At 59.3% G+C, this 13,556-nt stretch carries 13 protein-coding genes; 3 read left to right on the top strand and 10 right to left on the bottom strand.

Annotated features, from left to right (window positions below):
* Positions 1-61: 61 nt before the first annotated feature.
* On the bottom strand, positions 62-511 hold the full coding sequence (locus QMZ18_RS09675) for an Rrf2 family transcriptional regulator (RefSeq protein ID WP_282606075.1): 450 nt from the start codon (positions 509-511) through the stop codon (positions 62-64).
* A gap of 113 nt (positions 512-624) precedes the next feature.
* On the opposite strand from QMZ18_RS09675, the gene QMZ18_RS09670 reads away from it, so the two are divergent.
* Together QMZ18_RS09670 and QMZ18_RS09665 are read left to right on the top strand one after the other, a co-directional pair.
* Positions 625-1,143: a group III truncated hemoglobin gene (locus tag QMZ18_RS09670; protein ID WP_282606074.1), complete on the top strand. Its 519-nt coding sequence runs from the start codon at positions 625-627 to the stop codon at positions 1,141-1,143.
* Positions 1,144-1,184: 41 nt separating this feature from the next.
* On the top strand, positions 1,185-2,384 hold the full coding sequence (locus QMZ18_RS09665) for an NnrS family protein (protein WP_282606073.1): 1,200 nt from the start codon (positions 1,185-1,187) through the stop codon (positions 2,382-2,384).
* 63 nt (positions 2,385-2,447) lie between these two features.
* Here QMZ18_RS09665 and QMZ18_RS09660 read toward each other — a convergent pair whose 3' ends face one another.
* From QMZ18_RS09660 to QMZ18_RS09640, 5 genes are all read right to left on the bottom strand, one after another.
* The gene (locus tag QMZ18_RS09660) at positions 2,448-4,208 is read right to left on the bottom strand and encodes a flotillin family protein (RefSeq protein ID WP_282606072.1); all 1,761 of its coding nucleotides are present in this window, start codon (positions 4,206-4,208) and stop codon (positions 2,448-2,450) included.
* Positions 4,209-4,238: 30 nt separating this feature from the next.
* Positions 4,239-4,943, bottom strand: coding sequence for a YqiJ family protein (locus QMZ18_RS09655; protein ID WP_282606071.1), 705 nt, complete (start codon positions 4,941-4,943; stop codon positions 4,239-4,241).
* 94 nt (positions 4,944-5,037) lie between these two features.
* Positions 5,038-5,715, bottom strand: coding sequence for a PspA/IM30 family protein (locus tag QMZ18_RS09650; RefSeq protein WP_282606070.1), 678 nt, complete (start codon positions 5,713-5,715; stop codon positions 5,038-5,040).
* Positions 5,712-6,233 carry a hypothetical protein gene (locus tag QMZ18_RS09645; protein WP_282606069.1) on the bottom strand — a complete coding sequence of 174 codons (522 nt, stop codon included), beginning with the start codon at positions 6,231-6,233 and terminating at the stop codon, positions 5,712-5,714. The genes QMZ18_RS09650 and QMZ18_RS09645 overlap by 4 nt, the downstream gene beginning before the upstream one ends.
* 270 nt (positions 6,234-6,503) lie before the next feature.
* On the bottom strand, positions 6,504-7,400 hold the full coding sequence (locus QMZ18_RS09640; RefSeq protein WP_282606068.1) for a DMT family transporter: 897 nt from the start codon (positions 7,398-7,400) through the stop codon (positions 6,504-6,506).
* Positions 7,401-7,616: 216 nt separating this feature from the next.
* Between QMZ18_RS09640 and QMZ18_RS09635 the strand changes: the two genes are divergently transcribed.
* Positions 7,617-8,495: a DMT family transporter gene (locus tag QMZ18_RS09635; protein WP_282606067.1), complete on the top strand. Its 879-nt coding sequence runs from the start codon at positions 7,617-7,619 to the stop codon at positions 8,493-8,495.
* 52 nt (positions 8,496-8,547) lie between these two features.
* On the opposite strand, the gene QMZ18_RS09630 is transcribed toward QMZ18_RS09635, so the two are convergent.
* The 4 genes from QMZ18_RS09630 to QMZ18_RS09615 form a co-directional block, all read right to left on the bottom strand.
* The gene (locus QMZ18_RS09630; protein WP_282606066.1) at positions 8,548-9,390 is read right to left on the bottom strand and encodes a TIGR01459 family HAD-type hydrolase; all 843 of its coding nucleotides are present in this window, start codon (positions 9,388-9,390) and stop codon (positions 8,548-8,550) included.
* A complete protein-coding gene (locus tag QMZ18_RS09625) occupies positions 9,387-10,682 on the bottom strand; it encodes an FGGY-family carbohydrate kinase (protein WP_282606065.1) in 1,296 nt (431 codons plus the stop codon). Before QMZ18_RS09625 ends, QMZ18_RS09630 begins: the two co-directional genes overlap by 4 nt.
* Positions 10,683-10,903: 221 nt before the next feature.
* Positions 10,904-11,959, bottom strand: a complete 1,056-nt coding sequence (locus QMZ18_RS09620; protein ID WP_282606064.1) for a class II aldolase/adducin family protein — start codon at positions 11,957-11,959, stop codon at positions 10,904-10,906.
* A gap of 1 nt (position 11,960) precedes the next feature.
* A complete protein-coding gene (locus QMZ18_RS09615; protein ID WP_282606063.1) occupies positions 11,961-13,517 on the bottom strand; it encodes a glycerol-3-phosphate dehydrogenase in 1,557 nt (518 codons plus the stop codon).
* Between the last annotated feature and the right edge of the window lie 39 nt (positions 13,518-13,556).

The following is a 13,556-nucleotide window of genomic DNA, read 5'->3' as shown; positions in this document are numbered from 1 at the left end:
GTACCGCGGTGCGCTGCGCCTGCATCGAGATGATGGCGGTCTCCTCGATATGGGCGCCTTGTCAGCCCTTTTTCCGGGCCGGTCCGTCCAGCAGTTCAAGCAGGGCCGTTTCGTCTGAGATGAGATCTCCCAGGCTGTAGCGATCCAGCACGGCGATGTAGGCATCAAGGGCATCCGAGAGCACACCGCGCAGCCGGCAGGCTTTCGTGATCAGGCAGCTGTTGCGTTCCGGATCGAAGCATTCCACCAGGCGGAAGTCGTCCTCAGTCGCGCGCACCACATCGCCGATCCCGATCTCCGCAGGCGGTTTCGCCAGGCGCAAGCCGCCCCCACGTCCACGATGGCTTGCCACGTAACCCGACACGCCGAGTTGATGGGCGACCTTCATCAGGTGGTTCTTGGAAATGCCGTAAGCGTCAGCGATCTGCTGAATCGTGCAGAGATCATCTGGATGGGTGCCCAGATACATCAGAATCCGCAAGGCATAATCCGTGTAAACCGTCAGCCGCACACTGCGCTCCTCGATAAGATGTATTTAAAATATTGCTTTTAGCGGCCGGAGGCAATATATGATCCATCAAAGAGGTATTTAAAATACAGATTACACTGTTTTAAGTGAAGGCTATGACGGACCAGACGCGGAAGAAATCTCCGGAACCAGATGCTGAAGCTGTGCAGAGCTTGGGTGCGATACCAGATCCCCGCTCCGGTTATCCAAAACCTCTGCGCCAGCCCCTGCATCCCGAGATAACCGAAGAGCTCATCGAACAGCTGGTCCGCAGCTTTTACACGAAGGTGCGCGCGGATTCGGACCTGGGTCCGGTTTTTGCGCGTGAAATCGGCGAAGACTGGGAGCCGCACCTATCCAAGATGTTCGATTTCTGGTCTTCGGTCACGCGAATGACCGGCCGCTACCGGGGCAAACCCACGGCGGTTCACCACCGCCTGACGGGCGTCGAACCGGAGCATTTTCTGCGCTGGCTTACGCTGTTTCGCGAAACCGCACGCACGCTTTGTGCGCCGGAGGTGGCGGCTATCTTCATCGATCGCGCGGAACGTATTGGCGAAAGCCTTCAGCTGGCCATGTTCTTCGATCCGGCAAACCCCGGGCGGATACTGCCGCTGCGCGAGACACCTGCCTGAACAGCTGGTCCTGAACAGCTGGTAACGGAAGGAAGGACGGTATGACCATGGCGGGGACGGAACGGCAAGGGCTCTCAATCCCGCTGCTGGAAATGGGTTTCCGTCCGTTCTACCTGCTTGCTGCGCTCTCTGCGGGGCTTGCCGTGCCGCTGTGGCTGGCGAACTTCGCGGGCCTGCTGCAGGGGGGAAGCTACTTGACCGGCGCCACATGGCACAGCCATGAGATGCTGTTCGGCTTTGCGGCGGCCGTCATCACCGGATTTCTCTTTACCGCTGCCGCGAACTGGAGCGGCCGGCGCACGCCGCGCGGTGCCGTCCTGGCGGGCTTTGCGGTGCTCTGGCTATTGGGGCGGGTTCTGGTCGTCACCGGACCGGGGCTGCTTGCCGCAATTGTTGATGTGCTGTTCCTTCCGCTCGCTGCCCTGGCGGTGGCGATACCACTCCTGCGTAGCGGTAATCGGCGGAATCTCTTCGTTGTTGCAATTCTCCTGCTGCTCGGCACAGCCAACGCCCTGTTCCACCTGGAGCAGCTGTTTCCAAGCCAGGCACTGGATCTGGGTGCGTTTGCCGTGCGGCTGTCGGTGGACGTGATTGCCATCCTGATGGCGGTGATCGGCGGGCGAATCATTCCCGTCTTTACGGCAAATGCTGTGCCGGACGCGCGGCCCGTAAGATTGATGCCCATCGAGAGTCTGGCGATCCTCTCGCTCCTCGCCATCGCAGTTGTGGACGTTCTGGAGCCCTGGCGCCCGATCGGCGAGACCTTATTGGCGGTGCTGTTGTGCTTTGCCGCGTTGCTGCATGGTCTGCGGGTTTTGCTCTGGGCACCCTGGTCGACCCGCCGAGAGCCGCTGCTTTGGATTCTGCCGCTGTCTTATGCCTGGATCCCGATCGCTCTCGCCCTGCGTGGCGCTTCGCTCGTGTTCGAGGAGGTTCCGCCGTTGTTGTCGCTGCACGCCATGACGGTCGGGGCGATGGGGGGGCTGATGCTCGCGATGATGATGCGCAGCTCCCGCGGCCACACCGGGCGGGCTTTGTCCGCTTCGGGTCCCGAGACCCTGGCCTTGGTCCTGGTGCCGCTGGCTGCGGTGACCCGGGTATTCCCGGCTCTCTTCTGGCCGGAGGCCTCGCTGACGTTTCTAACGATTTCCGCCGTCTGCTGGTCGGCGTCCTTTCTGATCTTCTTCGGCCTCTACTGGCCGATCCTGACAAGGCCGCGGGCCGATGCCGGGACTGCGTAACGGCAACCGCCGATCTCCTTTTTAAAGAAGACCGGCGGGGTCTGTTTTCGCCTGTTATGCAGATTAGGCTTGCGAAGCCGGCGCTTCCGGCGGGCTGTCGCTGCTCGGCAGAATTTGCGCAGCTTTGCCGTTCAGCTGCTCATTGAGCGCGGCGGTCATGTTGCTCCAATCGCCGTTCTCCAGACCCAGTTCTTTCAGCAGGCCGTCGACCAGCGGTGCCTGCGCCCGGTACTTCAGCGCGCTTTGCACGATCTGATCGGCTCCGCCGCCTCCGGTTCCATTTCCGGCGCTGGCCGCACCGTTGCCGCCCATTGGGGCTATGCCGTCAAGCTGCAGGATCTTGATGGAGTCGATGTTCTCCATCGGCTTGACCGATTCGCGGATGATATCGCGCATCTGCTCGATCAGGGCCAGGCGCACCTTCATCTGCACGATGTCATCTGACAGCAGATTGTCGGCCTCGTTGAGTGCCATGCGACCCTTGGCATCAACTTCGTAACGCAGCCGCGCAGCTTCCGCCCGCAACTTTTCAGCCTCGGCATCACCTTCGGCTTCGATGCGGCTCTTGCTTGCGCCCGCCTGTGCCAGCGTGGTGATGGCATCGGCCTCGTCTTCCGCCGCCATTTTTTCGGCTTCCGCCTTCACCTGGACGGCAATGGCGCTACGTTCGGCCTCTTTGCTGGCTTCGATCAGCTCGATCGCCTTTTCGCGCTCGGAGCGTTCGGTTTCCCGTACCGTCACGACCTGCTCTTCGGCCTGCACGGCAATGGCGCGGGCGCGGTCGGCCTCTGCCTGAGCAGCAGCCTGTTGCTGGGATTTTTCAGCGATTGCGATGGTCCGGTCCTGATTGGCGACCTCGACCGTCTTCTCGCGATCGATATCCTTTTCGCGGATGGTCCGCTCCTTCTCAATGCGGCGCTCTTCCGTCTCCCGTTCCGCACTGATCTTCGCCAGTTCGACTTCCTGGGCGGCAAGAATCCGCGCTTCGTCCGCAATCCGCGTGCGTTCGGCTTCTTCGCGTGCGATTTCACTGGCTTGCGTGGCTTTACGAACCGAGACTTCGCGTTCCTGTTCCAGCCGGGCGTATTCGACATCGCGGGAGATCTGCAGGCGCTGTTGCTCGGCCTGCATATTTTTCTGTTCGATTTCGACGCGCGTATCCTGCTCGATGTCGTTGCGCCGTTTGCGCTTTGCCTCGATCTCCTCGGTCAGCTTGGTCAGACCGGCCGCATCGAACGCGTTGTCGGAGCTGAAGAACTCCTTCTTGGTCTGATCGAGACCGGTGAGCGAGACGGATTCCAGCTCGAGACCGTTCTGCAGCAAGTCCTCGGAGACAGCTTTCTGCACTTTTTGCACAAAGCTGACACGTTGCTCGTGCAGTTCTTCCATGGTCATTTCTGCCGCGACCGCGCGCAAGGCGTCGACGAATTTGCCCTCGATCAGGTCTTTCAGGGCATCGGGCTGCATTGTCCGCTGGCCCAGAGTCTGAGCGGCCGCAGCGATGGATTCCGAGGTCGGCTGAACCCGCACGTAGAACTCGGCCAGCACATCGACGCGCATACGATCGCGTGTGATGAGCGCCTGTTCGTTGGAGCGTTGCACTTCGAGGCGCAGGGTGTTCATGTTCACCGGGATCGCCTCGTGCAAAACCGGAAACACCAGGGTGCCGCCGTTAAGCACAACTTTCTGTCCACCCAGACCCGTTCTCACAAAGGAGACTTCCTTTGAGGCCCGGACATAAAGCCGGGCAAAGATCAAGCTGATGGTGATTAAAGCCAGCAGGGCGAGGCCTGCTGTAATTCCAATACCAATTAAATCATTCATACCAATACTCCTTACGCCGTTATCGAAAATCTATTGTTCGTAGAGGGAATCGCTCGGTGCCGGGATCGCGCGGAAAATGCTGCTTTCGCGGGACACCAAAAGGACGCTGCTTCCCTCCGGGAGAGTCTGGTGGTCCTGGTCGGGTTCCACCAAAACCACGTGACTGTGGCCTTTCTGGTCGTGCAGCCGTGCTTGGGCAGGCTGGCCCTGTTGCGCCGTTCCCACGGTGATCCTGGCCACCCGCCCAACGAAGGTTTCCGAAGACACCGCGTCGGTTTCGACGCTTGGGATCAGTCTTCCGAAGAAGAGCGCGATACGGCCACTCAGGGACGACCCGAGGATCAAGGCAGGCATCGACGCGATGGTTGCGGGAAGGTAAGTGCCTGTGAGCGCTTTAACCAGATACTGCTCCGCCAGCCCGACCAGACCGAAAGAGGTCAGGAACGCGACCAGGACGACGAGGAACGGCACCGTGCCAATGCCGAAAAACCCCAACACACCTTGAAGAAACGACGGGCCGTTGCCGTCAGGCAAATCCGCGTCGGCCTCGATATCAGCATCCAGGTCCAGATCTACGCCCGCGCTCAATCCTTCCGGCAGCACCGCATCGATCAGCTGGGATATTCCCCCCAGGCCGCCAAGCAGGAAACCTATTTCGAGTACCGCAAGGCCGGACATCATTGCTAGGGCGACCGAGAAAGGTCGTGAGTCTGAGGCCAGAAGTAAATCGATCATGAGCAATCTCCCCTACTTGAGTGCGATCGTTTGTGTCGGATTCGGTCAGGAACATTAATCCTTTAACCTGTTGAAAGAGGCACCGGTTGCGGAGCTATCCCCGTTCTCTAAAGGCCACCATGCGTTCCTTTACGCGGTTTCTGCGGGCAAGCTCTTCCAGCTCAGCAGTAGCGGCCAACGTCTTACGGTCGAGGGCGATATCGCCGCGCCCCACACCACTGGCGCGCTCCATGATCCGATCGAAACTTTGGGAGGCTTTTTCCACCCGGCGTTCAACACCGCTGGCACTGTCGGCCGCTCCCAACACTTCAGGCTGAGTTGCTGCGGATTGCGTCGCGTTCAGAAATTGTTTCAACTCCTCCCGCATTTCTCTGCGGCGGGCCTGTAGCGCGCTGATGTAACCTTCCAGTTCCGCCTGCGTTTCCCGGGTTTCCGCGAGGACTGATTCGAGCAGAGGAATCTGTGCTTCGATGTCGAGCAGCCGGGCCACTCCCGCCTCCGCCAGATCCGCGCGCTCCTCCCGGAGGGCAACTCTGATTTTCTCGCTTAAGTCTTCATGGCGCTGATTTTCAGAGCCGATCCGCTGGCTCGCGTGATACTGCCGGGTCATCACCTGGCCAAGCTCGACACGGATGTCGTCGATGGCGGTATCGATCTCGCGGATCGCTTCCTCCATAACCATTTCGGGCGCCATATCTTCCATCGCTGAGACGACCATGTTGGCGCTTCCAGAGATCAGTCGTTTCACACGACCGGCAAGAGATTCACTCATTTTCGTTCTCCATAATTGATGGCGACGACACTATCCAGAAGCCGGGAGACCGCGAGCACAGAAGGCATGCGCTGCAGCAGAACTTTCGGCTCGTAACACTGTTGATCCGCGGTTATTGCCATATTCAGAACCGCAATCATCAAGGCGAAAACACGATCTGCGAGCTCCTGTTCGAGCTCTGCAAGCTGCTCTGGATTAAGCGTTTTCTCGCCGGATCTCGTCATTGCCAGGGCGATGACGTCGGGTAGCCAGTTCAGAACCTGGAGCAGAAACTCCGAGTGAAGATGGTGTCTTGCCTCCGCGACTCTCACATTGTGCGCGGTCGGATTGACCTGCTCTTCGCTCAACTCCAGCGCAGCGTCGAATTGATGCTTCGCCGTTTCCCTCCTGTAGGCGTCTCGAACGAGTTTTCGCAGCTTTTCGCTGGGGGTGATGGCGCCTGGCAATACAAGAGAAGACAGCATTGCCATGTCGTTCGCGCTCATGCGAACGCTCAAGGGAACAGACTTTTCGACCATGTGATTTCACCCAGGGAAAGCGCAATTCAAGACTGAACATGAATCGATTTATATACACTTATAGGAGAAATGTCAACATATGTAGTACAAATAATTACAAATGTAATTTCTCGATCAGGTTGTTTTGATGATAAAGGGGCAGTGTTCGCCGGAGACCGGAGACCGGAGACCAGAAACCGGAAACCAGGGGCCGGTCACAGGTAAGACTCTTGGGGCGTGCCGCCTGTTTCCTGTACCGCGATACCGTGAGAGGGATTTGTGCCTGCGTGCTTAGCCGCGCCGCCGTGCGGTTTGGATCGTCAGGTAGTTCCCGAGGAACACGATGACACCGCCGACGAAAACCCAGATGTCGAGGCTTTCGCCATAGACGATCATGCCGACAACAGCGATCAGGGGGAGCCGAAGGAAATCCATCGGTGCCACGATGGAGGCGTCGGCATAGCGGAAAGCCTGGGCGATGCTGAAATGCGCTGACAGACCGCAGATGCCGACCAGAAGAACCCAGGGAATCGTCGCCGCTTGGGGGATAATCGGCACGCCCTTCAGCATGACCAGCGCCATGACCGTCTGCGACAGGGTCATCCAGAACATGATTGTCAGCGTGGTTTCCGTTCCGGTGAGTTTCTTTGTGCCGATGACAGTTCCGACAAAGCCGGCGACACAGGCGATGGCGGCAAGTTCACCCGGGCCGAGGGTCGTGAAGCCGGGGCGAACGACGATCAGGATACCGATGAAACCGAGTATGATCGCGCCGAGACGCAGGGCCGTAAAGCGTTCGCCCAGCAGCAGAGGCGCCAACAGGGCAACCCAGATCGGCGTGGTCAGTTCGAGTGCGAAGACCTGCGCAAGAGGCACCAGCGCAACCGCGTAAAACCATAGGTTCTGCCCGGCAAAATGGAACAGGTTCCGGATCAGGTGCAGCGGCAGTCGACGGGTTTTTACGGCCGAGACGCCTCGTCGAAAGACCAGGAGGAAACTGAGCACCAGCGTCAGACCGAAAAGGCTGCGGTAGAGCATGATCGAAAAAGTATCGAGATCGGGCGCGATTTCCCGGCCCGCAACCGCCATCACAGAGAAGGAGACAAGTGCCACCGATATCCAGGCCACGGCGCGGCCGATCGAGGGCACGGGCGCGGTCAATTCGTTGGTGGCCGGGATTGAGGACATTGATACCTGTCTAATAAACTAACCGCTGCGCCCGTTCGACGGGTGCCACACTGCGTGGTGTCTGCTTTTGTGCGTTCATTAAGGAATGCGGGAGCAGCACCTAAAGATCATTCTCAGAAAACGCAACGGCCCGACGTCTTACCGCGTGACCAGGACGCGGTAAAGGCTTAGCGTCACCGCTTTAAAGCGGCTTCTTAACACCAAGGATCGACACAGATGCGCCTGACCCGGCTCGATATTGCAATGGGCATCGCCGTTGCCTTCACCTGGGGTATGGGCATTGTCGTGGCGAAGGCTGCCATCGATCACTTTCCGCCGATCCTGCTGATGTCCCTGCGTTTCACGGTTACGGCCTTGGCGCTGGTATGGTTCGTAAAGCCGCCGGTCTGGGCATTGGGGAGGATCTGCGGAATTGCGATCATCTCGGCCGCCATTCAATACAGCCTGACCTTTACCGGGATGCTTGGACTGGATGCGTCGGTTACGGCGCTTGTCGTGCAGCTGGAGGTGCCGTTTCTCGTGTTGTTCGGAGTCCTGTTTCTGAAGGAGCAGCCGAGCGTAAGAAAGTGGTTCGGGATCGCCATGGCTTTTGGCGGCGTGATGCTCATTGCCGGCGAGCCGAAGCTGAACGGTGCCTGGAGTTCAATGTTCATGGTGGTCGGCGGTGCCTGCGCCTGGGCTTTCGGGCAGATCCTGATCCGGAAGCTGAAGGAGATTGACGGCATTACCATGACCGCCTGGGTCGCGGTTTTTGCCGCACCGCAGCTTCTCATTATGTCGCTGGTTTTCGAAGAGAATCATATGCAGGCGATGACCTCGGCCGGTTGGGTCGTGTGGGGGACCGTGCTTTACCTCGGGCTGATTATGACGGCGGCCGGTTATGGTCTTTGGTACACGCTTTTACGACGGCATCCGGTCAACATGGTCGCGCCGTTTCTCCTGCTGTTGCCGGTGTTCTCGGTTATCGGAGGTGTTCTTTTTCTCGGCGAAACGCTGAGCCTGCAGGTCATGGCCGGCGGTGCAATTGTCATCGCGGGTGTTGCGGCCATCCTTATCGAACGAGGTGGCCAGAAGGAAGCTTGCCCGGAAGTATGAAGAGTTATTGTCAACGCTGCTTGGTGTTGATTGCCGGCTCTGCTCTGAGGGATCAGTTCCAAACAAAGGATTGAAGCAGGAAGTCGGGCGTCGCCCCGTGCTTTTCGAAAAGTTCCGAGAGATCCCTGTTGTTGGTATCGGCAAGGATCCCCGCTTTTATCAGAACGCTTGCGGCGCCGATGCCGCCGGCGCCTGCAATGTCGTGTTCGACGCTGTCGCCTATACCGATCACGCGTTCAGGGGCCGGATTACCGCTACGCTCCATGGCGAAGCGATAGATGGCGGACCAGGGCTTGCCGATCCACTGTACAGAACCGCCGAGTGACTCATAGAGCTCGGCGATGCGACCTGCGCCAAAATCCAGGCCAGCCGGTGTAATCATCAATTTGTCGGGATTGGTGCAGAGGCAAGCAACGCCCCGTTGGGCTGCGGGCCGCAGCCGTTCGGCATAGACTTCCAATCCGATCTGGCTGCCTTCGCTGCCGGAAATCAAGACGATGTCAGCCTCGGTACCGTCTTCAACCAACTGCAGATTCAAGCCCTCAACCGCGGACCGGTCGCCGCCTCGCGACAGCAGAAGACAGCGCCGTTTTTCCAGCGTTGCAGTGTTGGAGGAGAGTTGATGCCAGGCAACTTCGCCTGAGGTGACCAGCAGGTGGTAAAGATCTTCCGTAAACCCCAAGCGGCTCAAGCGCTCCGCATTTGGTGCCGAGCGTTTGCCCGAGTTGGAAAGCAGGACGATTTGCTTTCCGCAGGATTTCAACTCTTCGAGAACGCGGATTGCGCCGGCGTAGGGCGTATGCCCATCGTGCAGAACGCCAAACTGATCGACCAGAAAGAGATCGTAGTTCCCGGCAATTTCTTCCAGCCCGCCAAGTGTTTTGGAAGAGGTCATATAAGGCCCGCAGTATGCGCCCCGGACAGGGCCAGCCGGGCCGTTCCCGCGGCAGCGTCCTGGGAAGCCGGCGTCACGAAGGGAACGGAAAGCTTTCTTTGGCGTATGGCCGTCCAGGCTGCGTTCTTCGCGCCGCCGCCTACCGTGCGAAGAAACTTGAGATCCGGCGCGCCAAGTTCTTTGAGGCGCTGATATCCGAGCGCCTCCACATCGGCTATTCCTTCCAGGATCGCTTGCAAATACTGACCGTCACTCAAAGGCCGTGGATCCATACGGGGCGGTAATTCCGGATCATTGATCGGGAAGCGCTCGCCCGCCTTGGTGAGTGGATAGTAGCCGAAGTCCAGAAGCTTATCGGGATCGATCTCCGCGGAAAGCGCTTGGATGCGCTCGGGAGTGAAGTGTTTCGCCAAAACCGCTCCGCCGGAATTCGAGGCGCCGCCTGCGAGCCAGCGATCGCCGATACGGTGACTGTAGAGGCCGTACTCGGGCGCGAAAAGCGGTTCATCCGAGAGCATTTTGAGCACCAGTGTCGAGCCGAGGGCGGTCACGGCGTCGCCGGGCTTTTCGGCACCGGTCGCCAGGAACGAAGCGCAGCCGTCCGTCGTGCCCGCCGCGACCACGGCATTGCGGGCAATCGCGAACTGCGCGGCAACATCCGATTTAATTTCGGCGATGACGCTGCCGGGCTCAGCGACGTCCGGCAGCAGTGGTAATTTGACAGCGGTTTGTTCAAGCCAACCGGGCCAGCAGCGTTCTACGGGATCATATCCGGTCTTCAGCGCATTATTCTCGTCACTGATATCGAAGCGTCCCGTGAGACAGCCAGCAATCCAGTCGGCCTGATGGACAACTTTCGACGTCCCCTCGGTATCCTGCAATCGAATGACTTTCAGCAGGCCGGAGGTCGGGCCGTGGGCGGCAGACGTCTTGGGCGCGTGTGCCGCGAGATCGGCGATGGCGTCCGGAGTGCTGGCCACATCGTTGTACATCAGGGCGTTGCCGAGCGGCATTCCGTTGGCATCGATTGCCAAGAGTGTTCCGGAGGTGCCGTCCACGGCGACGGCCTTGATGCGAGACATATCCACTTCATGCATCAAAGCTTGAAGCGTTCTAGTCGTGGCGGTCCACCAGACTGCCGGACTGCGCGGGTTCGGTCCGGCGATCGCCATCGGCGTGTCTGCGCGGGCAACCTCGGTACCTGATTCATCGATGGCCACGGCTCTGACACCCGTCGTACCGACATCAATTCCAAGCGCCAAATTATCTGAAACTTTCTCTCCGCCGATCACTGCGTGTATCTTTCCTGCGTTGTTTTTACTTTTAGAGTGCGATGCTGAAGCCGAAATCAGGCTCTAGATCGGATCATACAGTTAAGGTGGATTCACCGGGACGACTGATCACCTAAGGCGATTCCGTCTAAACATGTGAATCCGCTCTAAATCATATGGTTAGAGTAGATTCACCGGGACGACAGATCGCCTAAGGCGATTCCGTCTAACCCGGATCTACTCTAGGCACCAACGTCCAACTGCTTTCGGTATTTTTCCGCATCCCAGTTCAAGAGCTCGTAATCCTGTTCGGCTGTCAAATAGCGTATCTCGCTGTCTTCCTGAATACGGCTGGTGACATGCGCGAGACAACGTGCCAGTTCCTCGCCGCTGTCGGAGACCGAATCATGGAGCAGTACACCGACACCTGGAATAAGCAGCATAGCCGGTGCCAGGTTGCCGGAGGCTTCCCGGTCCGAGATCAGCGCCTGCAGAGTCTCGCCGGATTTCAGTGCCGTGCAACCGGTTCCCAAAAAGATCACGTGATCCGGATAGAGTGAACCGCCAAGGGCAGCGCGACGAGACAGAGGGTCGATCGCGACGGCGTGCGTGTCCCTGTGGCGCGGCAGGTGATACGGCGTATCCCTTGCGATCTCTTCCAAGGCGTCAATGTCAGTTTCCGGCAGAGACCGTGCCGCTTCTCTGAGGGCGTCGCAAACATCCTTCAGCAATGCTTCGGCTTCAGCGACCGTATCAGCTGCAACGACAAGCCCGTGATTGGCCAGAACCAGGACGGAGGTGTCCGGATCCGTTCGTTCCGCGATCGCGCGTGAGAGCGGCAGGCCGGGACGGACATAGGGGATCCAGGCCCAATTGAAGGCACTCATGCGGTCCTGCAGCTCGGCTTCGCCGTCCTGACGGATCGACCAGGCGATCGTTTCCACACAGTGGGCGTGGATGACCACCTTCTGCGGCATGGCCGCATGCAGCGTGGTTTCGATCGACGGCCGGAGGCCTTCCGGGTTGGCGTCTTTGACCACAAAGCTCTGGGCTTTTTCCGCTGCAGGGTCGCCGGCGGCAAGGGCCGACTGCAGGGGCTTTAAGCGCACGGGGACCATGATATTCCGATCATGCGCCTGGCTCAACCAAGTGCCCGATGCTTTGATCCAGAGTATGCCGTCATGCTTGATCGAGGTGTTGCCGCCGGCTGCCTGCACAAGGGCGGGGTCCTTACCGATACGTACGGAGAGCGCGCGAAGAGCCCGAAGCTCGTCGAGACTGTCTGCCTGCTGGTTCATGTCATACTGCCTTTGCGATTACGCCTGAGCACCAGGCCTCGAAGCTCTGCCGCTGTTCTTTCGACAGATGCAGCCCATGCTTTGTGCGGCGTTCCAGAATGTCTTCGGTTGTCATGGCCCATTCTCTGTCCATCAGATAGCGGGCTTCGGCTTCATAGAAATCTCCGCCGAAGTGGATACCCAGTTCGCTCAGCGAATTCGATTGGCCGAGAAGGTCGTGCAACCGGGTGCCGTAGAGGCGCCCATAGTGATCAGCGAGACTATCGGGCAGCCAGGAATAGCGTTGTTTGACCGCTGCATGGAAAGCACTGTAGTCGGCATTTTCGATGCCGCCGCCCGGTAAGACCGAGGAGGCGGTCCAGTCCGGCCCCAGGCCTGGAAAATAGGGTTGAAGCTTTTGCAGCGCATGTTCCGCGAGTTTGCGGTAGGTGGTGATTTTGCCGCCGAAGATCGAAAGCAGCGGTGCCCCCTTACTCGCGTCGAGATCGAAGACATAGTCACGGGTGACGGCGCTCGGGTTCTCCGCAGCATCGTCGTAAAGCGGCCGCACGCCGGAAAAGCGATGGATTACGTCTTCAACGCTCAGCTGCTTCCGGAAATAGCGGTTCACCGCCGAGAGAAGATAGTCGACCTCTTTATCATCCACAGTGACGTCGTCGGCCTTACCGCTGTAGGGAGTGTCAGTCGTTCCGATTAAGCAGAGATCGTTTTCGTAGGGATTGATGAAGATCACCCGCTTGTCACTGTTCTGAACCAGATAGGCCTGGGGGCCGTCCCAGAATTTCGGCACCACCAGGTGGCTGCCCTTGACCAGGCGGACAGCGCGCGAGGAATTGAACCCGGTGACCTTGCTCAAAACCTCCTGCACCCAGGGGCCCGCGGCGTTGACCAGGGTCTTCGCGGCTATGGTCCGGGTCTGACCCGTCCGGCCATGCCGCAGCTCGACCCGCCAGAAACCATCTTCACGGCGCGCGGAAATGCAGGCCGTCCGGGTATGGATCTCTGCCCCGCGCTCGCAGGCATCCAACGCATTGAGCACAACCAGACGCGCATCATCAACCCAGCAATCGGAAAACTCGAAGGCCTTACGGTAGTTCTCCTGAATTGCGGCTCCCTCAGGTGCGCTGCGCAGGTCAAGCGTTCGCGTGCCGGGCAGGCGCTTGCGGCCGCCCAGATGGTCGTAGAGAAACAAGCCGATCCGGATCAGCCAGGCCGGCCTGTCCTGTGGACTGTGCGGCAGCACAAACCGCAGGGGCCAGATGATGTGCGGGGCGCTCTCCAGCAGGACCTCGCGCTCGATAAGCGCTTCGCGTACCAGACGGAACTCGTAATATTCCAGATACCGTAACCCGCCATGCACGAGTTTGCCGGACCGCGAAGAGGTCCCCTGTCCTAAATCATCTTTCTCACAGAGTACGACCGAAAGCCCCCGGCCGGCTGCGTCACGGGCGATCCCGGTCCCGTTGACGCCGCCGCCGATCACGCAGAGATCGACGATGCCAGGCTCGCTGCCAATGTCCTTTTCCAGCGTGTTCGTTGCGGTGGGCGGCGGTGTCATTGTTCCGGTTTTGCAGATGCGGGCCGGTCCCGGCCCGGA

Origin of the sequence: Pelagibius sp. Alg239-R121 (genome assembly GCF_947331435.1) — a bacterium.
In the GTDB taxonomy this organism is placed as follows: domain Bacteria; phylum Pseudomonadota; class Alphaproteobacteria; order Kiloniellales; family Kiloniellaceae; genus Denitrobaculum.
Note: the sequence above shows the minus strand (reverse complement) of the source record. Positions and strands in the feature narration are given on the sequence as shown.